The organism is Streptomyces sp. NPDC005799 (assembly GCF_040630525.1).
GTDB lineage: Bacteria > Actinomycetota > Actinomycetes > Streptomycetales > Streptomycetaceae > Streptomyces > Streptomyces griseorubiginosus_B.
In genome coordinates this window covers 51,678-74,177 of sequence record NZ_JBEXXQ010000057.1, presented here as the reverse complement: position 1 = coordinate 74,177, position 22,500 = coordinate 51,678, and the positions used below count along the sequence as shown (strand labels likewise).

The following is a 22,500-nucleotide window of genomic DNA, read 5'->3' as shown; positions in this document are numbered from 1 at the left end:
AGGGCGCGCAGGCGGTCACCTCCTACCAGGACGGCCCGCTGACCGGCGTCCCCGCGGTCACCCGCAACGCCCACGGCTCGGGCACCGCCTGGTACCTGGCCACCCACCCCGACCCCGCCACCCTCGCCGCCCTCCTCGACCGCATCCGCACCGAGGCCGGCGTGGAGACGGTGCGCGAGGCCCCGCAGGGCGTGGAGGTCGCCCGCCGCCGCGGCCCGCACGCCGACTACCTGTTCCTGATCAACCACACCGACCACGACGCCCAGATCCCCGTCTCCCCCGAGGCGACGGAACTCCTCTCCGGCAAGCCCACGACCGGATCGGTCACCGTGCCGGCGGGTGAGGTGGCGGTGGTACGGGAGCTGTTGCGGCCTGAGTGAGCGGTACGGGGGCGCTGACGCCCGCCTGGGTGGCGGGCCGGGCCGCCCGGTGCTGTGCTGTTGCCATGCCTGAGCTGCCGGACGTCGAGGGTTTCCGGCAGGTGTTCATGTCCTGCGCGCAGGGCAGGGTCATCGGCCGGATCGACGTGCGGGACGCGGGCGTACTGCACGGGACGAGCGTGCGCGGGTTCCGCGAGGCGCTGGAGGGGCGGCGGTTCACGGCGTCCGAGCGGCGCGGGAAGTGGCTGCTCGCGCACACCGGCGGCCCCACGCTGATGCTGCACTTCGGGATGACCGGGAGCCTGGTGTGCGCCCGTCCCGAGGACGAGGCCGAGGCCCACGACCGGGTCCTGTTCCGCGTGGGCGCCCGGCGCCAACTCCGCTTCCGCGACCAGCGCAAGCTGCAGGGGCTGTGGCTGGCGTGGGGCGGCGACGAGGTCGAGCGGATGCTCGCCCGCCAGGGGCCCGACGCGCTGACGGTGGGACGGTCGGAGTTCGAGACCGTGCTCTCGGAGCGCCGGGCCGCCGTCAAGACGGTCCTCATCGACCAGTCCGCCGTGGCCGGACTCGGCAACCTGCTCGCCGACGAGATCCTGTGGCGGGCGGGCCTGCGCCCCGGCATCCGGGCGAGCGAACTCACCGAGCCCGACCGCCGCCGCCTCTACGAGCAGATGCGGCGCACCCTGCGCTCATCGGTCACCGCCGGCCGCGTCCCCCCACGCCCTTCCTGGCTCACCGGCCACCGCGACGACCGCACCCCGACCTGCCCACGCTGCGGCACCCCGCTACGACGGTCCCGTACGGCGGGAAGGGGAACGGTGTGGTGCCCGCGCTGCCAGCCGTGACCGGCCGACGTCCGAGCCGACCCTTCAGGAGACCTTGATGTGGGTGTCCATGCCGAGCTGCTTGTGGCCGGGGACGGGGCAGTACAGCTCGTAGGTGCCCTTCTTGAGGGTGACCGTGAGCGCTGCCATGCCGCCGCCCTGGAGGTTCTTGGTCTTCACGTCCGACACCCCGGGCCCGTCGATCTCCAGGGCGTGGGTGACCTTGCCGGTGTTGTCGGCGGTGAAGGTGTAGGTGCCGGGCGTGAAGGAGTTCCTGGACAGCTTCAGTGAGTACTCGGTCTCGGTGACCGTCACCTGTGTCCCGGACCCGGCCTTGGCCGCGCCCGCCGCGCTGCTGGAGCTGCCACTGCCACTGCTGCCGCTTCCGCTGGAACAGGCGGCCAGGAAGAGCGCGGCGGAGAACGCCAGCGCCGTCGCACGGAGTGCGACTCGGGTCGAGATCACCACGTGGATCATCCCCTTCGGGCTTTTATGGGGTGGTACGAGGCCGAAGGTCGCTTTGTTCATGATCAGGTACTTTGTTGCTGATTAGCTGCTCTGTTCATGATCCGACGGTTTGCCGGACCCCGCGCTCCCGGAGACACCGCCCCGGCGGCTTCGATCGAGCCGTGAACTCCCACTGGCACGTCGTTCTGCCGCCCCTCCGCGCCTGACCGGACGCGGGCACTGACGGCGGTGTGATCCCCCGGCCCCAACGCCTACAGGGCGGTCAGGGGCCTTTGTCGTGCGCCCGTTTCGAACCATCCTCATCTCGTCCGTTCTGTGGGGCACGACCGGAACGGCGAGCTCCCTGCACCGGCCGGCGCCCCGGCTGCGGCCATCGGCTGCGCCGGTCTCGCCCTCGGCGGCACCCTGCTGTTCCCGATCTCGCGCGGCGCCCGCTCACTGCACGCGGCCTGCACCGGCGCCGAGCGACGGCTGCGCCTGCTCGCCGCCCTGGCGGTGGCGAGCTATCCGGTCACCTTCTGCCCGGCAGTGGCCCGTACGGGCGTGGCCGCGGCCACCGTCATCGCTCTGGGCGGCGCGCCGGTCCCCGCGGGCCTGCTGTCCTGGGCCACGCTCGGGACCCGCCCCACACCCCGCTGAGACGGACAACGTCTAAGGGCCCCACCGCGAACGGTGGGGCCCTTAGACATCGTGCCCGGTGAGGCACTGGCGGAGGATACGAGATTCGAACTCGTGAGGGGTTGCCCCCAACACGCTTTCCAAGCGTGCGCCCTAGGCCTCTAGGCGAATCCTCCGCCGGAAACATTACATGACCGAGAGGAGTGCTCGCGAACTCGTTCCCACCCGCTGACGTCGGGTACTCTGTGCGCAGCCCCTCACGCGGCGCTATCTGACTGAACTCCCCCAGGGCCGGAAGGCAGCAAGGGTAGGTTGGCTCTGGCGGGTGCGTGGGGGGCGCTTGCGTTCCGGGGTCCCGGCGGCGGGGCTGGTTGTCAGTGGGCGCCTATAACCTCGTATGCGTGTCGTCTCTCGCGCTGTACCGCCGCTATCGCCCGGAGTCGTTCGCCGAGGTCATCGGGCAGGAGCATGTCACCGACCCGTTGCAGCAGGCGCTGCGGAACAACCGGGTCAATCACGCGTACCTGTTCAGCGGCCCGCGCGGATGCGGAAAGACGACCAGCGCCCGGATCCTGGCCCGCTGCCTGAACTGCGAGCAGGGACCCACCCCGACGCCCTGCGGAGAGTGCCAGTCCTGCCAGGACCTGGCACGCAACGGCCCGGGTTCCATCGACGTCATCGAGATCGACGCGGCCTCTCACGGTGGTGTGGACGACGCCCGTGAGCTGCGCGAGAAGGCCTTCTTCGGACCCGCCGCCAGCCGCTACAAGATCTACATCATCGACGAGGCCCACATGGTCACGTCGGCCGGCTTCAACGCACTGCTGAAGGTCGTCGAGGAGCCTCCGGAGCACCTCAAGTTCATCTTCGCCACCACCGAGCCCGAGAAGGTCATCGGGACCATCCGGTCGCGGACCCACCACTACCCCTTCCGGCTCGTGCCGCCGGGGACCCTGCGGGAATACCTCGGCCAGGTCTGCCAGAAGGAGAACATCCCGGTCGAGGACGGCGTCCTGCCCCTCGTCGTGCGCGCCGGCGCGGGTTCCGTGCGTGACTCGATGTCCGTCATGGACCAGCTGCTCGCCGGTGCGCGGGAGGAAGGTGTGACGTATGCCATGGCCACCTCCCTGCTCGGCTACACCGACGGCTCCCTTCTCGACTCCGTCGTCGAGGCCTTCGCGACCGGCGACGGCGCCGCCGCGTTCGAGGTCGTCGACCGGATCATCGAGGGCGGCAACGACCCGCGCCGCTTCGTCGCCGACCTGCTGGAGCGGCTGCGCGACCTGGTGATCCTCGCCGCCGTGCCGGACGCCGCCGAGAAGGGGCTCATCGACGCCCCCGCCGACGTCATCGAGCGGATGCAGGCGCAGGCGAGCACCTTCGGCGCGGCCGAGCTCAGCCGCGCGGCCGACCTCGTCAACGAGGGCCTCACCGAGATGCGCGGCGCCAACTCGCCCCGCCTCCAGCTCGAACTCATCTGCGCACGCGTGTTGCTCCCCGCCGCCTACGGTGACGAACGCTCGGTCATGGCCCGTCTCGACCGCCTGGAGCGAGGCGTCAACTTCTCGGCGGGCTCGGGTGCGGGCGCGCCCGCGATGGGCTACGTACCGGGGCCGGAGGCGCATGCGGCACCGATGGCGGCTGGTCCGGTGCCTCTCGGCGGCGGTCCCGCCGCGGCGAGGGCGGCGGTACGGGGCTCCGGGGCGGGGGCGCCGGGGGCTGGTGGCGTGCCCGCGGGTTCCATGCCGGGCGGCTTCGGGGCGGGTGGCCCCGGGGCGAGTGGCTCGGTGCCGGGTGGGGCCGGGCCTGGCGGGTTCGGTCCCGGTGGTTCCGCGCCGGGCGGAGGCGCGCCTGGTGCTGGGATGCCGGGTGGCTCCGGGCCGGGCGGTGGCGTGCCGGGCGGTGGTGTGCCGAGTGGCAGCGGTTCCGGTGCCGGTGTGCCTGGGGGCCAGATTCCGGGGGGTGGAGCAGGCGGCCCGGCGGCAGGGGGTACGTCCGGGTCGGCGCCCTCTGGCGATCCGGGCGGCGAGTCCACCGGTCCGGGCGCGCCCGGCGGCTCGGGTCCCGGCGCGACTCCTCCCGGAAGCCGGCCCGAGCACACCCAGCCTCCGCACCAGCCCTCCTCGCCCGCGACGCCCGTCCCGGCCCCCGCTCAGGCTCCCGCACCCGGCGCCTGGCCCACCGCGGCCACCGCGGGCAGCGGCCGGCGTCCCGGCGGCTGGCCGACGGCGAACGCGGCGGGCGCCGGTTCAGGGGCAGGGGCAGGTGCCGGTCAGGCCCCGGCCACGCCCAACGCCGCGTCGACTCCGGCCCCGTCGACCCCCGTACCGGCCCCGCAGTCACCGGCATCGGCGTCCCCCGCGCCCGCCTACGCGCCTCCCAGCGGCGGTCTCGACCCCCGCATGCTCTGGCCGAACATCCTGGAGGCCGTCAAGAACCGCCGCCGCTTCACCTGGATCCTGCTCAGCCAGAACGCCCAGGTCGCCGGCTTCGACGGCACGACCTTGCAGTTGGGCTTCGTCAACGCCGGTGCCCGGGACAACTTCGCGAGCAGCGGCAGCGAGGACGTGCTGCGCCAGGCGCTGGCCGAGCAGTTCAACGTGCAGTGGAAGATCGAGGCGATCGTCGACCCGTCCGGCGGCTCGGCCCCGGCACCGACCGGCGGCCCCTCCGGCTTCAACGGCGGAGGCGGCGCGCAGGGCGGTTACGGCGGCGGTGGCGGAGGAGGCGGCTACGGCACGACGGGCGCCCCCAGCGCTTCCTACACCGGTGCCTCCTACGGCGGTGCCACGACGGCTCAGCGCCCGGCACCGCCGCAGTCGGCGGCCACCACCTCCACCGCGTCCACGTCCGTTCCGGCTCCCCCTGCGGCGGCCACACCGGCGGCCCAGCCGCCCGCACCCGAGCCCCCCACGCCCGTCGCCCCGGAAGACGACATCCCCGAGGACGACGACCCCGACCTCAACGAATCGGCCCTCTCCGGCCACGAACTGATCGTCCGGGAACTGGGAGCGACGGTGGTGGAGGAGTTCACGAACGAGTGACGGCACCGAGCCCACCCGCGGCATCGAACCCACCCGCTCACCGACGCCCTCTTCGACGCGGCTCGGCCTGCACCGGCCCGTCCGGGACCGGACATGTTCGGCCCCATGCGGCTTTCCCGGCCGACGCGGGGGCTGAGCGGGCAGTCCCCCGGGCGGGCAGCCGCGACGCCTGACGCGCGGCCCCAGAGGGTGCCCGAGCGCCCCCGGGCGCCGTTTGGAGGAACGTACAGGTCGGCCTCCCGCCCGCCCTCGGCAACCCGCACAAGGCCACGCCGGTTACCCTGAACCCCGTGAAGGTCCTCGTCATCGGTAGCGGCGCCCGCGAACACGCCCTGTGCCGTTCCCTGTCCCTCGACTCCGACGTCACCGCCCTGCACTGCGCCCCCGGCAACGCCGGCATCGCCGAGGTGGCCGAGCTGCACGCGGTCGACGCCCTCGACGGCAAGGCCGTGGCCGCGCTGGCCGAACAGCTCGGCGCCGAGCTCGTGGTCGTAGGCCCCGAGGCGCCGCTCGTGGCCGGTGTCGCCGACGCCGTGCGCGAAGCGGGGATCCCGGTCTTCGGCCCCTCCCAGGAGGCCGCGCAGATCGAGGGGTCGAAGGCCTTCGCGAAGGACGTGATGGCGGGCGCCGGTGTCCCCACCGCGCGGTCGTACGTCTGCACCACCCCCGACGAGGTCGACACCGCCCTCGACGCCTTCGGCGCCCCCTACGTCGTCAAGGACGACGGTCTCGCGGCGGGCAAGGGCGTCGTCGTCACCGCCGACCTGGACACCGCCCGGGCCCATGCGAACTCCTGCGAGCGCGTGGTCATCGAGGAGTTCCTGGACGGTCCCGAGGTCTCCCTCTTCGCGATCACCGACGGCCGGACGGTCCTCCCGCTCCAGCCGGCCCAGGACTTCAAGCGTGCCCTCGACGGCGACGAGGGCCCGAACACCGGCGGCATGGGCGCGTACTCCCCGCTTCCGTGGGCCGACCCCAAGCTCGTGGACGAGGTGCTGCAGACGGTCCTGCAGCCGACGGTGGACGAGATGCGCCGCCGCGGAACCCCGTTCTCCGGTCTTCTCTACGCCGGCCTCGCGATCACCTCGCGTGGTGTCCGGGTCATCGAGTTCAACGCCCGTTTCGGCGACCCCGAGACCCAGGTGGTCCTGGCCCGGCTGAAGACCCCGCTGGCCGGCGTCCTCCTAGCGGCCGCGAACGGCACCCTCGCCGACCTGGAGCCCCTGCGCTGGAGCGAGGACGCCGCGGTCACCGTGGTCGTCGCCTCGCACAACTACCCCGGCACCCCGCGCACCGGCGACCCGATCACCGGCCTCGACGCGGTCGCCGCCGAGGACGCCCCGCACGCCTACGTCCTGCACGCCGGCACCAAGCGCGACGGCGACGCGATCGTCAGCGCGGGCGGACGCGTCCTGTCGGTCACGGCGACCGGCAAGGACCTCACCGCGGCCCGCGACCGCGCCTACCGGGCCGTGGCCCGCATCCGCCTCGACGGCTCACAGCACCGCACCGACATCGCGGCGAAGGCGGCGGGCGCCTGACCGGCCGTACGTCCGGATGAACCCTCCAGGCCCCGTGTCCGTCTTCGGATGCGGGGCCTGAATGCGTCCCCGCCCCGCGAAACGAACCCGAGAGCATCCGGCGGCCAACCCGAAGGCACCCGGCGGCGAATTCGAACTTGAGTCAATAACCGGGGCCTGATCCTCGCTGACCGTCATCCACCTCTGACCAAAGCCATTCCATCGAGTGACCGGTGCCCCATCCGGCTGACGAGGGCGGGGGCCCCAACTAGGGTGCGGCGCAAGCGTTCCGGCACTTGGCCCACCGGCATTGCGATGTCAGTGGCGGGTGCCACAGTGGGGGAGTGGGCAACGCCAGACGGCCAGCCGGCCGGGACAGTCAGGGAGGGGGTGAGCTCCGGTCGTGACCGGTACCGCGATGGGCGTGGAAGCGGGCGCGCAGGCAGCGCGCTCGAGGGCTCTCGCCGTGCTGCGCGTCCGCAGCCGTGCGCAGGCCGTGGCCCTGCTCCCCGCCGCCCTCGCCGTGATCCTGCTGGCCGGCGGTTTCACGGGGCATCTGGTGGGTTCCTTCTGGCACGTGGCCCGCTGGGCCGTGACCCCCGTCGCCGTGGTGGTCCTGCTGGCCGCCGGTGCCGTCGCGCTGGTCATCGCGCGGGCCCGGCCGGCCGTGACCCCGACGGTCCCGGTCGCGGAGGAGTCCGCCCCCGACCTGTACCGGATGGTGCGTGACCTCGCCGACCGGCTCGACGTCCCGGCACCGTCCGCGATAGCGCTCACCCCGGACTGCGACAGCTGGCTCGAGGACCGCACCCACTCGGCCCACGGCCCGCCCCCGGCCGACGACCGTGCGGACGAGATAGCCGGCGTCCGCGCCTCGCACCACCGCCGTACGCCGGCCGCGCCGGTCCTCGTCATCGGCTCCCCGTTCCTGTGGTGGATGCGCGTCGGCGAGCTGCGCGCGGTTCTCGCCCCGGTCGTCGCCGGTACGGGTCCCTCGGCGCATCCCGACATAGCCGCGGCCCGCCGTTTCGTCCGGGGTCTGGACGCCGCCGTGGCCGTCGCATCGTCGTCCGGGCGCTGTCCAGGGACCCGTCTGGTGTGCGCGGGGATCGGCGCGGTGGCCCGTTTCCTCCTGCGCGGCTGCCGTGAGCACGCGGCGCTGATGGAGCGCGGAGTCGCGGCGGCGGCCGCCGAGCGTGCACAGGCTGTGGACTACGGCCTGCGCATCGTCGCCCAGGAACAGGTCGGTCTGGCCTACGCGGGCTGGGACCGGCTGCTCACCCGGGTGGCGCTGCCCGCCTGGCGGATGGGCCGCTGGCCCTCTCGGCTGGACGCCGGCGTGGTGGCGGCGCTCACCGAGCTGTCCCGCCGCGACCGTCTGGCCGAGGGCTTCGCCTCCCGTCTGGGCGAGCGCCCCGCCTGCGACCTCCTGGAGGAGCCCGGCGCGGTCGACGAGGCCGCCTCCCTGCTCGCCGCCCGCCTCTTCCACGGCGGCCCCGAGGCCGGCCCCGACTGGTCGCCGGTCGACTGGCAGGAGTACCCGGACGAGGTCGTGGACCGCAAATGGCGCACCGACGCGGCCCGCCTCCACCGGGTCCTGGACACCCTGGGCATCACCACCGGGCCCGCTCCATCACCTCCCGAGGGCCCCAACCTGGCCCGCGTCATGGACCATCTGTCGATGCCGCACGGACTCGGGGCCACCGGCGGTGAGGAGGCCCGGGCACCCCTGTCGCACGGACCCGTGGTCACCGACGGCGAGGAGGCCCTGGCCGCCCAGGGGGCGGCGGCAGCTGACCTCGAACGTCGCTCGGGTGCGGACGGAATCGACGAGGAGGACGAAGGCGAGCCCGAGCCGGACGGTCCCGCCGCCACCCTCGCCGCCGCCCTGACCACCCAGCTCTCCCGCGAGGAAGCAACAGCCGCCCCCGTCGGCCCGGCCACTCCCGAAGCGGTCCCCTGGGACGAAGCGACGCTCCCCCTCTTTCCGCTCCAACCACCGCGCAGTGCCCGCGAGTTGCTCACCGAACACGTCACCGCGATGGTCTGCTGCGCCGCCATGGACACCGCGGGCGCGACCCCCGGCCTGGACTGGCTGGACGGCCCCACCCTCCTCCTCAACGGCGAACGGGCCACCGACCTCACCCCCCGCGTCCTCAGCCTCGTCGAGGACGGCGACCCCGCCCCCCTGCGGGCCTGGCTGCGCGAATCCGGCATACGCCCGGAGAAGCCCGTGCGGCTGGGCTGACCGCCCCGACGGCGCCACCTCCGGAACCCCACATTCCACTTCTGGCCAATTCGCAACGACTAGTGACCATCTGCGTGCGTAATGTGATGTGCTTGGACCGATCGGGCACATGGCAAGGGCATACGGCACAGGACACGCGACCACGGGGGCACGAGGGAGGGGAGCGACCATGGGGTCGGAGCAGATCCGCCGCTGGGAATCCGGAGCGCTGGCGCACGCCGTGACCGACCCCTTCGGCCAGGGCCCGGTCCCCTGGCTGCGCGGCACGGAGACCTACTTCGACGACACCGGCCAGGTCGTCCCCTGGTACGTGGACCAGACTCCCCAGCCCTCCCCCCGAACGCCCGCCCGTGGCACCCGCGTCCCCGCGCCCCGCTCCGGAGGCGGTCCCCGCTCGGCCGACGACGTCCGCCGGCAGATCAAGGGCTTCATCTCCACCGGCGCGGTCTCCCCCGGCGACGCCGTCGACTTCCACGTCACGGTCGACCCGCCACAGCAGTTCGCTGTGGACATCTACCGCATCGGCCACTACGGCGGTGTCGGCGCTTCGAAGATCACCACCAGCCCCCGCCTCTCGGGCATCGTCCAGCCCCCGCCGCTGACCGCGGACCGCACGGTCTCCTGCCACCACTGGTGGCTGTCCTGGCGGCTGCAGATCCCGAGCCACTGGAGCATCGGGGCGTACGTCGCCGTCCTGACCACGGCCGACGGCTACCGTTCCCACATCCCCTTCACGGTCCGCGACAACCACCCCGCCGACCTGCTCCTGCTGCTGCCCGACGTGACCTGGCAGGCGTACAACCTCTACCCGGAGGACGGCCGCACCGGCGCCAGCCTCTACCACGCCTGGGACGAACAGGGCCGGCTGCTCGGCGAGTCGGACGCGGCGACGACGGTCTCCTTCGACCGCCCGTACGCCGGCGCCGGCCTGCCCCTGCACGTCGGCCACGCCTACGACTTCATCCGCTTCGCCGAGCGCTACGGCTACGACCTCGCCTACGCCGACGCCCGCGACCTGCACGCCGGCCGCGTGGACCCCACGCGCTACCGCGGCCTGGTCTTCCCCGGCCACGACGAGTACTGGTCGACCGGCATGCGCCGTACCGTCGAGCTGGCCCGCGAGAGCGGCACCTCCCTCGTCTTCCTGTCCGCCAACACCATGTACTGGCAGGTGGAGTTGGGCCCCTCCCCGTCCGGCGTCCCCGACCGCCTGCTGACCTGCCGAAAACGCAAGGGCCCCGGCAAGCCCGTGCTGTGGCGCGAAGTCGACCGCCCCGAACAGCAGTTGGTCGGCATCCAGTACGCGGGCCGGGTCCCCGAGCCGCACCCGCTGATCGTCCGCAACGCCGACCACTGGCTGTGGGACGCCACCGGAGCGCACGAGGGCGAGGAGATCGAGGGCCTGGTCGCGGGCGAGGCCGACCGCTACTTCCCGCGCACCCCCCTGCCCGAGCACGAGGACCGCGTCCTGCTCGCGCACTCCCCCTACACCGACGCCGAGGGCGTCCTGCGCCACCAGGAGACGTCCCTCTACCGCGCCCCCTCCGGTGCCCTCGTCTTCGCGTCCGGAACGTTCGCCTGGTCCCCGTCCCTGGACCGTCCGGGCCACGTCGACGAACGAGTCCAGCGCGCCACCGCCAACCTCCTGGACCGCATCTGCAAACGTGACTGAGCTCACGTAAGCCCACGTCACCGCCCCATCGGAAGCCACCCCAGTCCTGGGGCGATCCCCGGCATACGGGAGAATCGAGCCATTGGACAGAACCACGGGGAGGAACCGTGTCCGGATTCGTAGAAAAGCCCGAGCCGCTCCAGGTTCCGGGCCTGGTGCACTTGCACACCGGCAAGGTGCGCGAGCTGTACCAGAACGAGGCGGGCGACCTCGTGATGGTCGCCAGCGACCGCATCTCCGCCTTCGACTGGGTGCTGCCGACCGACATCCCCGACAAGGGCCGGGTCCTCACCCAGCTGTCCCTGTGGTGGTTCGACCAGATCGCCGATCTGATCCCCAACCACGTCCTGAGCACCGAACTCCCCGCCGGCGCCCCCGCCGAATGGGCCGGCCGCACCCTGGTGTGCAAGCCGCTGCAGATGATCCCGGTGGAGGCCGTCGCCCGCGGCTATCTCACCGGCTCCGGCCTGCTGGAGTACGACGAGTCCCGCACCGTCTGTGGTCTCGCCCTCCCCGAGGGCCTGGTCGACGGCAGCGAACTCCCCGCCCCGATCTTCACCCCGGCCACCAAGGCCGCCGTCGGCGAGCACGACGAGAACGTCTCCTACGAGGAGGTCGCCCGCCAGGTCGGCGCCGACACCGCCGCCCGGCTGCGCCAGGCGACCCTCGCCGTCTACGCCCGTGGCCGGGACATCGCCCGTGAGCGCGGGATCATCCTCGCGGACACCAAGTTCGAGTTCGGCTTCGACGGGGACACCCTCGTCATCGCGGACGAGGTCCTCACCCCGGACTCCTCCCGCTTCTGGCCGGCCGAGGAGTGGGACCCGGGGCACCCGCAGCCGTCGTACGACAAGCAGTTCGTACGGGACTGGCTGACCTCGCCGGCCTCGGGCTGGGACCGCAAGAGCGAGCAGCCCCCGCCGCCGCTGCCCGAGGAGGTTGTGGAGCGGACCCGCGCCAAGTACCTGGAGGCGTACGAGCGTCTGACGGGCACCAGCTGGAGCTGACCGCACGACAAAGGCCCCGGCCGGCAACCGGGGCCGTACCTCCGCGGACGCACGACAAAGGCCCCGGTCGATGACCGGGGCCCTGATCCTGAGCGGACGACGAGGCTCGAACTCGCGACCTCAACCTTGGCAAGGTTGCGCTCTACCAACTGAGCTACGTCCGCGTTGCGCCGTGGCGCGAGAGCAACTATACCCAACCCCGCTCCCGCGCGAGACGCACGGCCGAGTGCCGGTTCTCCGCCCCCAGCTTGGAGACGGCCGAGGACAGGTAGTTCCGTACGGTCCCCTGCGACAGCGCGGCCCGCTCGGCGATCTCCGCGACGGGCGCTCCGTCGGCCGCGAGCTCCAGCACCTCGGCCTCCCGCGCGGTCAGCGGGGAGTCCCCGGCGGCGATGGCGTCGGCGGCCAACTCCGGGTCGATGTAGCGGTTCCCGGCATGCACCGTGCGGATGATCTCCGCGAGCCGCTGGGCACTGACCGTCTTCGGCACGAAGCCGCGCACCCCCGCCGCGAGCGCCCGCTTCAGATGCCCGGGCCGCCCGTGACTGGTGACGATCAGAACCTGGCAGCCGGGCAGTTCGGCCCGCAGTGATGTGGCGACCTTCACACCGTCCGCGCCGGGCATCTGGAGATCGAGGACGGCCACGTCCGGTGCGTGCGCGCGGGCCATGGCCAGCGCCTCGGGACCGCTCGCGGCCTCGGCGACCACGACGAGGTCGTCCTCCAGGGAGAGCAGCGCGGCGAGCGCGCCCCGGATCAGATGTTCGTCGTCGGCGAGGAGGAGTCGTACGACGGCCGTCATGCGGTGACCTCGCTCACACTCTCACTCGCGCTCAACGGCACCTCGGCCACCACCCGGAACCGGCCGTCGCCGACCGGCCCCGCTTCCAGCGTCCCGCCCACCGCGGACAACCGCTCGTGCAGCCCGGCGAGTCCGGACCCCCGTCCGGGCGTGGGGGCGGACGCCCCGTCGTTCTGCACGGTCAGCACCACACGATCTCGTTCAACGTTCAGTGATATGTCACATAGCGCCGCGTCCCCGTGCCGCAGCACATTCGTCGTGGCCTCCCGCACCACCCACCCCAACACCCCCTGCACCTGCGCATCCAGCCTCGCGACATCCGTCCCGCGCACCGCGCACTCGATCCCGGCGGCGCTCAACACCCCCTGCGCACCTGCCAGTTCGACCCCGAGGTCGGCCTCCCGGTACCCCCGTACGACATCCCGTACCTCCCGCTGCGACTCCCGCGCGATCCGCTGCACCTCGATCATCTGGTCCACGGCCTCGGGCCGCCCGCGCCGGGCCAGCTGCACGGCGAGTTCGCTCTTCAGTGCGATCACGGCCAGGTTGCGCCCCATCACGTCGTGCAGGTCCCGGCCGAACCGCAGCCGTTCCTCCGCGACCGCGAGCCGGGCCTGGACCTCGCGGCCCCGCTCCGCCTCCCACAGGACCGACAGCGTCCAGGCGCCCCAACGGCAGCCGATCAGCGAGAAGAGCGTGCCGAGGACAGTGAGGACGCCGACCATGAGGATGCCGGCGGGCTCCGGGTCGGTCCAGGCGAACGCGGCCATGAGCACCACGGCGAGCACGGCCGACCGGCGCAGGAAGATCCGCAGCGGCAGCGCCAGCCCGTACAGCAGTCCGAACGGCAGCAGCGCGGCGCCGACGGCGAGCCGGATCGCCATCGCGTCGGTGCCGCCCAGCGCGGCCAGCACCAGGGGCAGGGCCAGCGCGAGGGCGAGGAGGACGGCGGCGGGGCGCAGGGCGCGCGGCGGGAGGTCCGCCCGGCCCAGGTAGTGGTCGAGCACCGCCCGGGTGAGCCGGTTGGCCTCGGCGCACTGCAGGGCGCTCACGAGCAGCAGCAGTCCCCCGGCGACCAGCGGCACCGGGCGCTGGGCGATCCCGCCCACCAGCGGCAGCGCCAGCCAGGAGAAGGAGAAGAGCCACGTGGTCACGTACCAGCTGAGCACGCTCTGCAGTTCGACCCGCTCGGCCTTGCTCCGATCCCGCCAGTGCCGCCGCTGCCAGCCCCGTATCCGCCCGAACACGGCTCCCCCGTTCCCTCAGCGCCGGGGTTCCCAGCGGAACCACCGCCGTACAGCAAACACCGCCACCACGCTCCAGGCCAGGGCGGTCGCGACGGCGCCCAGGGCCTCGTAGGCGCTCAACCGCCCGGTCCAGCCGCCCTGGACGAGCCGGATCGCCGGGGACAGGGGCAGGAGTTCGCAGACGGCCGCGAGCCGGTCGGGCAGGACCTGGGCCGGGATCGCGATGCCCGAGCCCATCATGGACACGAGCACCAGCGGCAGCGCGGTGACCTGCGCGCTCTCCACGGTCCGGGTGACGGAGGCGGTGAGGGCCGCGAACGCGGCGCACAGCACCAGACCCGCCAGGATCCCGAGGACGGTCAGGTACGGCGCCCTGAGCGCCCCAGGATGCAGCAGCACCGCGCAGCCGACGGTGAGGACGACCGCCTGCGCGAGGCCGAGGCAGACGGCGGGCAGCGCGGTGCCGGCCAGGATCTCGGTGTCGTCGAGCTCGCCGGTGCGCAGGCGTTTGAGGACCAGTTCCTCGCGGCGGGCGACGTACGCGCCGACCAGGGACGTGTACACGGCGAACAGGAAGGAGAACCCGATCGCGGCCGTCAGCGTCACCACGCCGATGTTCAGCCCCTCGGCCTTGAGGTCCAGCTGATCGACCGCGGGCCGCACACTGAACGGCAGCACGAGCGGCACGAGCAACGCGGTGACCACCGCGCCACGGTTGCGCCCGAGCAGCGTGAGTTCGGCCCGGGCCAGGGCCCGCATCCGCCGCCCGGAACCCGCCGCCCCCACCCGGCCGGCCCGCCCACCTCCACCGACCGTCCGTTCCCTCAGTGCCTCCATGCCGCCCAGCCCCTTCACGCCGCCACCCCCTGCTCGCGCGCGATCCCCAGGAACGCCTCCTCCAGCGACGCCGAGCGCACGTCCAGGTCGCGTAGTTCCACCCGTGCGCCCTCGGCCCAGGTCAGCAGTCCGGTGGCCGCGCGCTGCAGTTCCCGGGTGCGCAGCCGTACGACGTCCCCGTCCGTCTCGTGGCCGCACACCCCCAGTTCGGCAAGGGGTGGCAGGTCGCCGAGGAACCAGCCGTCGGGGAGGCGGAAGGAGATCCGGGCGGGCTGCCGGGCGGTCACCTCGGCCGGTGTCCCCGTCGCCGCGATGCGCCCCTCGTGCAGGATCGCCAGCCGGTCGGCGAGCCCCTCGGCCTCTTCCAGATAGTGCGTGGTGAGCAGCACCGTCGTCCCCGCGTCCCGCAGGGCGCGCACCAACTCCCAGGTGTCCCGGCGCCCTTCGGCGTCCAGCCCGGTGGTCGGCTCGTCCAGGAACAGCACCTCGGGGCGCCCGAGCAGCGCGAGCGCGAGATCCAGGCGCCGTCGTTCACCTCCGGACAACTGCTTCACCCGTACGTCCGCCCGCCGCCGCAGCCCGACCAGCTCCAGCGCTTCCCGCTCGGGCCGCGCGTCGCTCACGCACCCGGCCCACATCCGTGCTGTCTCCGCGACGGTCAGCTCGGGAGGGAAGCCGCCCTCCTGCAACATCACCCCTGTGCGCGGCCGCACGGCGGCCCGCTCACCGTGGGGATCGTGCCCGAGCACCCGCACCCGGCCGCCGGCCGGCCGTGCGAGCCCTTCCAGCAGCTCGACCGTGGACGTCTTGCCCGCGCCGTTGGTGCCGAGCAGCGCGAAGATCTCGCCGCGGTCCACGGAAAAGGTGATTCCGCGCACCGCCTCGAACCCGCCCCCGTACACACGCCGCAGGTCAGTGACCTCAATCACGTGTTCGTTCGTGTCCATGGCACCAGCGTCCCGGCGCCCGTACGCGGGGAGCAGTGCGCGCTGTCATCACTCCGCATGACAAATGTCAGAGGCGGACCGCGCTTGACGGTCGAGCACGACAAAGGCCCCAGTCTGATGACCGGGGCCTTCATTGAAGAGCGGACGACGAGGCTCGAACTCGCGACCTCAACCTTGGCAAGGTTGCGCTCTACCAACTGAGCTACGTCCGCATTGCCTCCGACCGGCTCCCACCGATCGGCGCGAGCACCAGCCTACCTGATCCACAACAGTGGTCCGACCGGCGGTGCAGAGCGGGTGACAGGAATTGCACACTGCGCCTTCCCCCTGGAAGGGGGATGTTCTACTACTGAACTACACCCGCATGTGCTTCGGAGCCGGGCTTTTCGGCCTTGCCCCTCGGCGTGCTCCAGACTCTAGCTGACCAGGAGGGGTGCAGCGCAAGTCGGTTCCGCCGAGGGGCGGCTGACCGGTCGTCGGCCGGCGGCTACTGGGCCTCGCTGAAGGCCTCGTAGACCTTCTTGGGGATGCGGCCGCGAGCGGGCACGTCCATCTTGTTGGCCTGGGCCCAGGCCCGGACGGCCGCCGGATCGGGGGCGACCTCCGTCTGCCGGTAGGCCTTGCCCGACTTCGACCGCTTGCGGCCGGCCTCCACGTAGGGCGCGAGCGCCTTACGCAGTTTCTTGGCATTGGCTTGATTCAGGTCGATCTCGTACGACTTGCCGTCGAGTCCGAAGGCGATCGTTTCCGCCGCTTCCGAGCCGTCGATGTCGTCAAAGAGAGTGACCACGACCTTCTGCGCCACGAATATCGGTCCCTTCGTACGGCACTTGCCAATTCATTTGTACAGCGCCCGACAATGCATTGTGAAGTCTGACTAAATCCTTCCGCGTGTCCGAGCGCAATAGCTGTCGGCTGTCGATCGCGTATCTTTCCCGGAAAATTTGGTGAGCGCCCCCGCCGTCGCCGGATCGTGACAGCGGTCACGTAGCTTCCTACAAGTCGACGCGCGTAGAAATTTTGTGCGGGTAGTCTGAAACCACTTGCAGGAACCTGCTCAGCACCACACCACCGGGAGTGCACGTGGCACGCGTCGTAGTCGACGTCATGCTCAAGCCGGAGATCCTCGACCCCCAGGGCCAGGCGGTGCAGCGCGCACTGCCGCGGCTGGGTTTCGAGGGGATCTCGGACGTACGTCAGGGAAAGCGTTTCGAGCTGGAAGTCGACGGGCCGGTCGACGAGGCCGCGCTCGCCCGTATCCATGATCTTGCGGAATCCTTCCTCGCCAACACCGTGATCGAGGACTTCACCGTACGCGTGGATGAAGTCGCGGAGGCCGCGAAGTGACCGCTCGTATTGGCGTCGTCACTTTCCCGGGCAGCCTCGACGACCGGGACACCCAGCGCGCGATCCGTCTCGCGGGTGCCGAGCCGGTCGCCCTGTGGCACAAGGACAAGGACCTCCACCAGGTGGACGCGGTCGTCCTTCCGGGTGGTTTCTCCTACGGCGACTATCTGCGGGCCGGCGCCATCTCCCGCTTCTCGCCGGTGATGGAGACGGTCATCGAGCAGGCGAGGGCCGGACTGCCGGTCCTCGGCATCTGCAACGGCTTCCAGATCCTCACCGAGGCCCACCTCCTCCCGGGGGGCATGCTCGGCAACGACCACCTCCACTTCATCTGCCGCGACCAGAAGCTGCGGGTGGAGAACGCGGACACCGCCTGGACCGTGGACTACGAGCAGGGCCAGGAGATCCACATCCCGCTGAAGAACATGGACGGCCGGTACGTCGCCGACCAGTACACGCTGGACCAGCTGGAGGCCGAGGGCCGGGTCGCCTTCCGGTATGTGGACTTCAATCCGAACGGCTCGCTGAACGACATCGCCGGCATCACCAACGAGGCCGGCAACGTCGTGGGCCTCATGCCGCACCCCGAGCACGCCACCGAGCCGCTGATCGGCACGGGCCGCACCGACGGCCTCCCGTTCTTCACCTCGATCCTCAAGAAGCTGGTCACCGCATGAGCAGGACGCCTCTGGACACGGTCGAGCACGCGGCCGCGACCCCCGACGTCGAGCTGCCCTGGGCCGAACTGGGCCTGAAGAAGGACGAGTACGAGCGGGTGGTGGAGATCCTCGGCCGCCGCCCGACCGGCGCCGAGCTCGCCATGTACTCCGTGATGTGGTCCGAGCACTGCAGCTACAAGTCCTCCAAGGTCCACCTCCGCCAGTTCGGCGAGAAGGCGCCCCAGTCGGACGCCCTGCTCGTCGGCATCGGCGAGAACGCGGGCGTCGTGGACGTAGGCCAGGGCTACGCCGTCACCTTCAAGGTCGAGTCGCACAACCACCCGTCGTACGTGGAGCCCTACCAGGGCGCCGCGACCGGTGTCGGCGGCATCGTCCGCGACATCATCGCGATGGGCGCGCGTCCGGTGGCCGTGGTCGACCCGCTGCGCTTCGGCGCCGCCGACCATCCCGACACCAAGCGCGTCCTGCCCGGCGTCGTGGCCGGCATCGGCGGCTACGGCAACTGCCTGGGCCTGCCCAACATCGGCGGCGAGGTCGTCTTCGACGCCTGCTACCAGGGCAACCCGCTGGTCAACGCCGGTGCCATCGGTGTGATGCGGCACGAGGACATCCACCTCGCGAAGGCGTCCGGCGCGGGCAACAAGGTCATCCTGTACGGGGCCCGGACCGGCGGCGACGGCATCGGCGGCGCGTCGATCCTGGCCTCCGAGACCTTCGATGACGCCAAGCCCTCCAAGCGCCCGGCCGTCCAGGTCGGCGACCCCTTCCAGGAGAAGCTCCTCATCGAGTGCACCCTGGAGGCCTTCAAGGAGAAGCTGGTCGTCGGCATCCAGGACCTCGGCGCCGCCGGCCTGTCCTGCGCCACCTCCGAGCTCGCCTCCAACGGCTCCGGCGGCATGCGCGTCACCCTGGACGACGTACCGCTGCGCGACTCCACGCTCTCGCCCGAGGAGATCCTCATGAGCGAGTCGCAGGAACGCATGTGCGCGGTCGTGGAGCCGGAGAAGGTCGAGCGGTTCCTGGAGATCTGCGACAAGTGGGACGTCATCGCCACCGTCATCGGTGAGGTGACCGACGGCGACCGCCTGGAGATCTACTGGCACGGCGGCAAGATCGTCGACGTCGACCCGCGCACCGTCGCGCACGACGGCCCGGTCTACGAGCGCCCCTACGCCCGCCCGTCCTGGCAGGACGAGCTCCAGGCCGACGACGCCAACAAGCTTGTCCGGCCCGGGACTTCGGCGGAGCTGAAGGACCAGGTCCTGAAGCTGGTCGGCTCCCCCAACCAGGCCTCCAAGAAGTGGATCACCTCGCAGTACGACCACTTCGTGCAGGGCAACACGGTGCTGGCCCAGCCGGAGGACTCCGGCATGATCCGCATCGATGAGGAGAGCGGCCTCGGCGTCGCCATCGCGACGGACGGCAACGGCCGCTACGCGAAGCTGGACCCGTACGCGGGCGCGCAGTTGGCGCTCGCCGAGGCGTACCGGAACGTGGCGACGACGGGCGCCAAGCCCCTGGCCGTCTCCGACTGCCTGAACTTCGGCTCGCCCGAGGACCCGGCCGTCATGTGGCAGTTCGCCGAGGCCATCCGTGGACTCGCCGACGCCTGCCAGCAGTTGGGCACCCCGGTGACCGGCGGCAACGTCTCCCTCTACAACCAGACCGGCGAGGTCGCCATCCACCCGACCCCGGTGGTCGCGGTGCTGGGCGTCATCGACGACGTCGCGCGCCGCACCCCGGTCGCCTTCCAGGAGGAGGGGCAGCTGCTGTACCTCCTCGGCGACACGCGGGAGGAGTTCGGCGGTTCGGCCTGGTCCCAGGTCGTCCACGACCACCTCGGCGGACTGCCCCCGAAGGTCGACCTGGAGCGTGAGCGGCTGCTCGCCGAGATCCTGATCTCGGCCTCCCGCGACGGCATGATCGACTCCGCGCACGACCTGTCCGACGGCGGTCTGATCCAGGCGGTCGTGGAGTCGGCGCTGCTGGGCGGCAAGGGCGCGCGTCTGGTCGTACCGGACGGACTGGACGCGTTCACCTTCCTCTTCTCCGAGTCGGCCGGCCGCGCCATCGTCGCCGTGCCGCGCTCCGAGGAGGTCCGCTTCAACGACATGTGCGGCGCGCGGGGCCTGCCCGTGACCCGTATCGGTGTCGTCGACGGCGCATCGGTGGAGCTCCAGGGCGAGTTCGAACTCACCCTGGAGGAACTGCGCCGGGCCCACGAGGAGACCATCCCCGCGCTGCTCAAGTAGGCACTCGTACGACGACGAAGGCGCCGCCCGTGCCGGAGGGGCGGCGCCTTCGGCACGCCATGGGACGCAGCCGAATAGGCTCACCGGCATGCCCACGGCCAAGAAGCGTGTCCGTACCTATGACCCGGTGAAGATCCGTGCCGCCGTGCTGACCCAGCTCGGCCATGTCCGGCAGGGCGTCCGCACGCTCGGTCCCGAGCAGCTCGCGCTGCCCACGCGGCTGGGTGAGTGGGCCGTGCGGGATCTGGTGGCGCACATCGCGCTCAGTACGGACGTCGTCTCCCGGCTGCTCGACCAGCCGGCGCCCTTCAAGGCGGAGATAACGGCCTTGGACTGGGTGTCCGGGACCACCGCGGACGCTTCCGCCATCGCCGGCATGGCCCGCGTGAGCGCCGAGCGTGAGCCGGACCCGGAGGCCGCGCTCGCCGCCACCGCCGAGCGCCTCGCCGAACGGCTGGCCGAGAACCCCGGCGCGCGGGTGCTGGCGTGGCGGAAGGGCGCCGTCACGCTCGCCGACTTCCTCGTCACCCGTACCGTCGAACTCGTCGTCCACACCGACGACCTGAACGCCGCCGTGCCGGGCCTCGAGGTGCCGTACGACCGGCAGGCGCTCGCCGCCTGCACCCGGCTGCTCGCCGACGCGCTGGCCGCGAAGGCACCCGGCGGTTCGACGGAGGTGCGGGTCCCGCCGTACGCCGTCGTGCAGTGCGTCGAGGGGCCCCGGCACACCCGGGGCACCCCGCCGAACGTCGTCGAGACCGACCCGCTGACCTGGATCCGGCTCGCGACCGGACGCCTGAACTGGAAGGACGCGCTCGACGAGGCACGGGTGAGCGCGAGCGGGGAGCGCGCGGACCTGTCCGGGCTGCTGCCGCTGATGGCATAGCCCCCGGTGCGCCGGAGCGCCACCCGAAGGGTGAGGGACGTCTCACTCCGCGCCCTCCGCGGACCGGCCACCGCGGTCGGGTCGGCCGACGTCTGCGCAGGTCAGAAGGGGGTGGGCTGAGGAAGATCCACTACCGGCGGGTATCCCCAATTCGGACCAGTGGTCGATCTCGCCTACACTCGGTGCCGTGCCACGTGGTGACGGACGACTCAACCACGACCTGCTCCCCGGTGAGAAGGGCCCCCAGGACGCTTGCGGCGTCTTCGGAGTCTGGGCTCCCGGCGAAGAGGTCGCCAAGCTGACGTACTTCGGGCTCTACGCCCTCCAGCATCGGGGCCAGGAATCCGCGGGTATCGCGGTCAGCAACGGCTCCCAGATCCTCGTCTTCAAGGACATGGGCCTGGTCTCCCAGGTCTTCGACGAGACCTCGCTCGGTTCGCTCCAGGGTCACATTGCGGTCGGACACGCCCGCTACTCGACCACCGGCGCCTCCGTGTGGGAGAACGCCCAGCCGACGTTCCGCGCCACCGCGCACGGTTCCATCGCGCTCGGCCACAACGGCAACCTGGTCAACACGGCGCAGCTCGCCGAGATGGTCGCCGACCTGCCCAAGCAGGAGGGCGGCCGCGCTCCGCGCGTCGCCGCAACCAACGACACCGACCTGCTCACCGCGCTGCTCGCGGCCCAGGTCGACGAGGACGGCAAGCCGCTGACCATCGAGGAGGCCGCCCACACGGTCCTGCCGAAGGTGCGTGGCGCGTTCTCCCTCGTCTTCATGGACGAGCACACCCTCTACGCCGCCCGCGACCCGCAGGGCATCCGCCCGCTGGTCCTCGGCCGCCTCGAGCGCGGCTGGGTCGTCGCCTCGGAGTCCGCCGCCCTCGACATCTGCGGCGCGAGCTTCGTCCGCGAGATCGAGCCGGGCGAGTTCGTCGCCATCGACGAGAACGGCCTCCGTACCTCCCGATTCGCGGACGCGAAGCCCAAGGGCTGTGTCTTCGAGTACGTGTACCTGGCCCGACCGGACACCGACATCGCCGGCCGGAACGTCTACCTCTCCCGCGTGGAGATGGGCCGCAAGCTCGCCAAGGAAGCCCCGGTCGAGGCAGACCTGGTGATAGCGACCCCGGAGTCCGGCACCCCGGCCGCCATCGGCTACGCGGAGGCCTCCGGCATCCCGTTCGGCGCCGGCCTGGTGAAGAACGCCTACGTCGGCCGGACCTTCATCCAGCCCTCGCAGACCATCCGGCAGCTCGGCATCCGGCTGAAGCTGAACCCGCTGAAGGAAGTCATCAAGGGCAAGCGCCTGGTCGTCGTGGACGACTCGATCGTGCGCGGCAACACCCAGCGGGCGCTGGTGCGGATGCTCCGCGAGGCCGGAGCCGCCGAGGTCCACATCCGGATCTCCTCGCCGCCCGTGAAGTGGCCCTGCTTCTTCGGCATAGATTTCGCCACCCGCGCCGAGCTCATCGCCAACGGCATGACGATCGACGAGATCGGCACCTCGCTCGGCGCCGACTCGCTGGCCTACATCTCCATCGACGGCATGATCGAGGCGACCACCATCGCCAAGCCGAACCTGTGCCGCGCCTGCTTCGACGGCGAGTACCCGATGGAACTCCCGGACCCCGAGCTGCTCGGCAAGCAGCTGCTGGAGACCGAGCTGGCCGCCGGGCCCGCCGCCACGGCCGCGGCCGACGCGATCCGTCGCCCGTAGACGG

General features: G+C 71.8%; 19 protein-coding genes, 4 tRNA genes and 1 other RNA gene. 14 read left to right on the top strand and 10 right to left on the bottom strand.

Annotated elements, in window-relative coordinates; translation table 11 throughout:
* A partial coding sequence (locus ABZ453_RS40390) for a Beta-galactosidase C-terminal domain (RefSeq protein ID WP_359023306.1) occupies positions 1-380 on the top strand: 380 nt, incomplete at its 5' end.
* A gap of 65 nt (positions 381-445) precedes the next feature.
* A complete protein-coding gene (locus ABZ453_RS40385) occupies positions 446-1,225 on the top strand; it encodes a DNA-formamidopyrimidine glycosylase family protein (RefSeq protein ID WP_359023304.1) in 780 nt (259 codons plus the stop codon).
* 24 nt (positions 1,226-1,249) lie between these two features.
* Here the strand turns inward: ABZ453_RS40385 and ABZ453_RS40380 are convergent, their stop codons facing one another.
* The gene (locus tag ABZ453_RS40380; RefSeq protein WP_359023302.1) at positions 1,250-1,732 is read right to left on the bottom strand and encodes a copper-binding protein; all 483 of its coding nucleotides are present in this window, start codon (positions 1,730-1,732) and stop codon (positions 1,250-1,252) included.
* A 255-nt stretch (positions 1,733-1,987) separates the two neighbouring features.
* On the opposite strand from ABZ453_RS40380, the gene ABZ453_RS40375 reads away from it, so the two are divergent.
* Complete coding sequence (locus tag ABZ453_RS40375) at positions 1,988-2,311, top strand: hypothetical protein (protein ID WP_359023300.1); 324 nt, start codon at positions 1,988-1,990, stop codon at positions 2,309-2,311.
* A 67-nt stretch (positions 2,312-2,378) separates the two neighbouring features.
* Here the strand turns inward: ABZ453_RS40375 and ABZ453_RS40370 are convergent.
* Positions 2,379-2,466, bottom strand: a tRNA-Ser gene (locus tag ABZ453_RS40370).
* A 72-nt stretch (positions 2,467-2,538) separates the two neighbouring features.
* Between ABZ453_RS40370 and ffs the strand changes: the two genes are divergently transcribed.
* From ffs to ABZ453_RS40340, 6 genes are all read left to right on the top strand, one after another.
* An RNA gene (gene ffs, locus ABZ453_RS40365) (signal recognition particle sRNA small type) lies at positions 2,539-2,637 on the top strand.
* A 54-nt stretch (positions 2,638-2,691) separates the two neighbouring features.
* On the top strand, positions 2,692-5,334 hold the full coding sequence (locus ABZ453_RS40360) for a DNA polymerase III subunit gamma and tau (protein ID WP_359023298.1): 2,643 nt from the start codon (positions 2,692-2,694) through the stop codon (positions 5,332-5,334).
* Between the two features lie 290 nt (positions 5,335-5,624).
* Positions 5,625-6,875 carry a phosphoribosylamine--glycine ligase gene (gene purD / locus ABZ453_RS40355; RefSeq protein ID WP_359023297.1) on the top strand — a complete coding sequence of 417 codons (1,251 nt, stop codon included), beginning with the start codon at positions 5,625-5,627 and terminating at the stop codon, positions 6,873-6,875.
* 397 nt (positions 6,876-7,272) lie between these two features.
* Positions 7,273-9,102 (top strand): hypothetical protein, encoded by a 1,830-nt coding sequence (locus ABZ453_RS40350; RefSeq protein WP_359023311.1) that lies wholly within the window; start codon positions 7,273-7,275, stop codon positions 9,100-9,102.
* 169 nt (positions 9,103-9,271) lie between these two features.
* Positions 9,272-10,774, top strand: coding sequence for a N,N-dimethylformamidase beta subunit family domain-containing protein (locus ABZ453_RS40345; RefSeq protein ID WP_359023295.1), 1,503 nt, complete (start codon positions 9,272-9,274; stop codon positions 10,772-10,774).
* Positions 10,775-10,881: 107 nt separating this feature from the next.
* Positions 10,882-11,781, top strand: a complete 900-nt coding sequence (locus ABZ453_RS40340) for a phosphoribosylaminoimidazolesuccinocarboxamide synthase (protein ID WP_359023294.1) — start codon at positions 10,882-10,884, stop codon at positions 11,779-11,781.
* 91 nt (positions 11,782-11,872) lie between these two features.
* Here the strand turns inward: ABZ453_RS40340 and ABZ453_RS40335 are convergent.
* The 8 genes from ABZ453_RS40335 to ABZ453_RS40300 form a co-directional block, all read right to left on the bottom strand.
* Positions 11,873-11,945, bottom strand: a tRNA-Gly gene (locus tag ABZ453_RS40335).
* Between the two features lie 23 nt (positions 11,946-11,968).
* Positions 11,969-12,583 carry a response regulator transcription factor gene (locus ABZ453_RS40330; protein ID WP_359023292.1) on the bottom strand — a complete coding sequence of 205 codons (615 nt, stop codon included), beginning with the start codon at positions 12,581-12,583 and terminating at the stop codon, positions 11,969-11,971.
* A complete protein-coding gene (locus ABZ453_RS40325; protein ID WP_359023290.1) occupies positions 12,580-13,830 on the bottom strand; it encodes a histidine kinase in 1,251 nt (416 codons plus the stop codon). The genes ABZ453_RS40330 and ABZ453_RS40325 overlap by 4 nt, the downstream gene beginning before the upstream one ends.
* Positions 13,831-13,845: 15 nt before the next feature.
* Positions 13,846-14,589 (bottom strand): ABC transporter permease, encoded by a 744-nt coding sequence (locus ABZ453_RS40320; RefSeq protein WP_359023310.1) that lies wholly within the window; start codon positions 14,587-14,589, stop codon positions 13,846-13,848.
* 92 nt (positions 14,590-14,681) lie between these two features.
* On the bottom strand, positions 14,682-15,614 hold the full coding sequence (locus tag ABZ453_RS40315) for an ABC transporter ATP-binding protein (protein WP_359023288.1): 933 nt from the start codon (positions 15,612-15,614) through the stop codon (positions 14,682-14,684).
* A 139-nt stretch (positions 15,615-15,753) separates the two neighbouring features.
* A tRNA-Gly gene (locus ABZ453_RS40310) sits at positions 15,754-15,826 on the bottom strand.
* 80 nt (positions 15,827-15,906) lie between these two features.
* Positions 15,907-15,978 (bottom strand) — tRNA-Gly (locus ABZ453_RS40305).
* A 123-nt stretch (positions 15,979-16,101) separates the two neighbouring features.
* On the bottom strand, positions 16,102-16,419 hold the full coding sequence (locus ABZ453_RS40300; protein WP_133049042.1) for an Lsr2 family protein: 318 nt from the start codon (positions 16,417-16,419) through the stop codon (positions 16,102-16,104).
* A gap of 278 nt (positions 16,420-16,697) precedes the next feature.
* Between ABZ453_RS40300 and purS the strand changes: the two genes are divergently transcribed.
* From purS to purF, 5 genes are all read left to right on the top strand, one after another.
* On the top strand, positions 16,698-16,961 hold the full coding sequence (purS, locus tag ABZ453_RS40295) for a phosphoribosylformylglycinamidine synthase subunit PurS (RefSeq protein WP_093501106.1): 264 nt from the start codon (positions 16,698-16,700) through the stop codon (positions 16,959-16,961).
* Positions 16,958-17,638 carry a phosphoribosylformylglycinamidine synthase subunit PurQ gene (purQ, locus tag ABZ453_RS40290; protein WP_359023285.1) on the top strand — a complete coding sequence of 227 codons (681 nt, stop codon included), beginning with the start codon at positions 16,958-16,960 and terminating at the stop codon, positions 17,636-17,638. The genes purS and purQ overlap by 4 nt, the downstream gene beginning before the upstream one ends.
* On the top strand, positions 17,635-19,893 hold the full coding sequence (gene purL / locus ABZ453_RS40285) for a phosphoribosylformylglycinamidine synthase subunit PurL (protein WP_359023283.1): 2,259 nt from the start codon (positions 17,635-17,637) through the stop codon (positions 19,891-19,893). The genes purQ and purL overlap by 4 nt, the downstream gene beginning before the upstream one ends.
* Positions 19,894-19,981: 88 nt before the next feature.
* Positions 19,982-20,779 carry a sterol carrier family protein gene (locus ABZ453_RS40280; protein ID WP_359023281.1) on the top strand — a complete coding sequence of 266 codons (798 nt, stop codon included), beginning with the start codon at positions 19,982-19,984 and terminating at the stop codon, positions 20,777-20,779.
* A 187-nt stretch (positions 20,780-20,966) separates the two neighbouring features.
* Positions 20,967-22,496, top strand: a complete 1,530-nt coding sequence (purF, locus tag ABZ453_RS40275; protein ID WP_359023279.1) for an amidophosphoribosyltransferase — start codon at positions 20,967-20,969, stop codon at positions 22,494-22,496.
* Positions 22,497-22,500 lie beyond the last annotated feature (4 nt).

What these genes read in the sequence shown, in the direction of transcription:
- ABZ453_RS40385 (WP_359023304.1), top strand. Translation starts at nt 446, where the DNA reads ATGCCTGAGCTGCCGGACGTCGAGGGTTTCCGGCAGGTGTTCATGTCC.
- ABZ453_RS40380 (WP_359023302.1), bottom strand. Translation starts at nt 1,732, where the DNA reads ATGAACAAAGCGACCTTCGGCCTCGTACCACCCCATAAAAGCCCGAAG.
- ABZ453_RS40350 (WP_359023311.1), top strand. Translation starts at nt 7,273, where the DNA reads ATGGGCGTGGAAGCGGGCGCGCAGGCAGCGCGCTCGAGGGCTCTCGCC.
- ABZ453_RS40345 (WP_359023295.1), top strand. Translation starts at nt 9,272, where the DNA reads ATGGGGTCGGAGCAGATCCGCCGCTGGGAATCCGGAGCGCTGGCGCAC.
- ABZ453_RS40330 (WP_359023292.1), bottom strand. Translation starts at nt 12,583, where the DNA reads ATGACGGCCGTCGTACGACTCCTCCTCGCCGACGACGAACATCTGATC.
- ABZ453_RS40320 (WP_359023310.1), bottom strand. Translation starts at nt 14,589, where the DNA reads ATGCGGGCCCTGGCCCGGGCCGAACTCACGCTGCTCGGGCGCAACCGT.
- ABZ453_RS40315 (WP_359023288.1), bottom strand. Translation starts at nt 15,614, where the DNA reads ATGGACACGAACGAACACGTGATTGAGGTCACTGACCTGCGGCGTGTG.
- purL (WP_359023283.1), top strand. Translation starts at nt 17,635, where the DNA reads ATGAGCAGGACGCCTCTGGACACGGTCGAGCACGCGGCCGCGACCCCC.
- ABZ453_RS40280 (WP_359023281.1), top strand. Translation starts at nt 19,982, where the DNA reads ATGCCCACGGCCAAGAAGCGTGTCCGTACCTATGACCCGGTGAAGATC.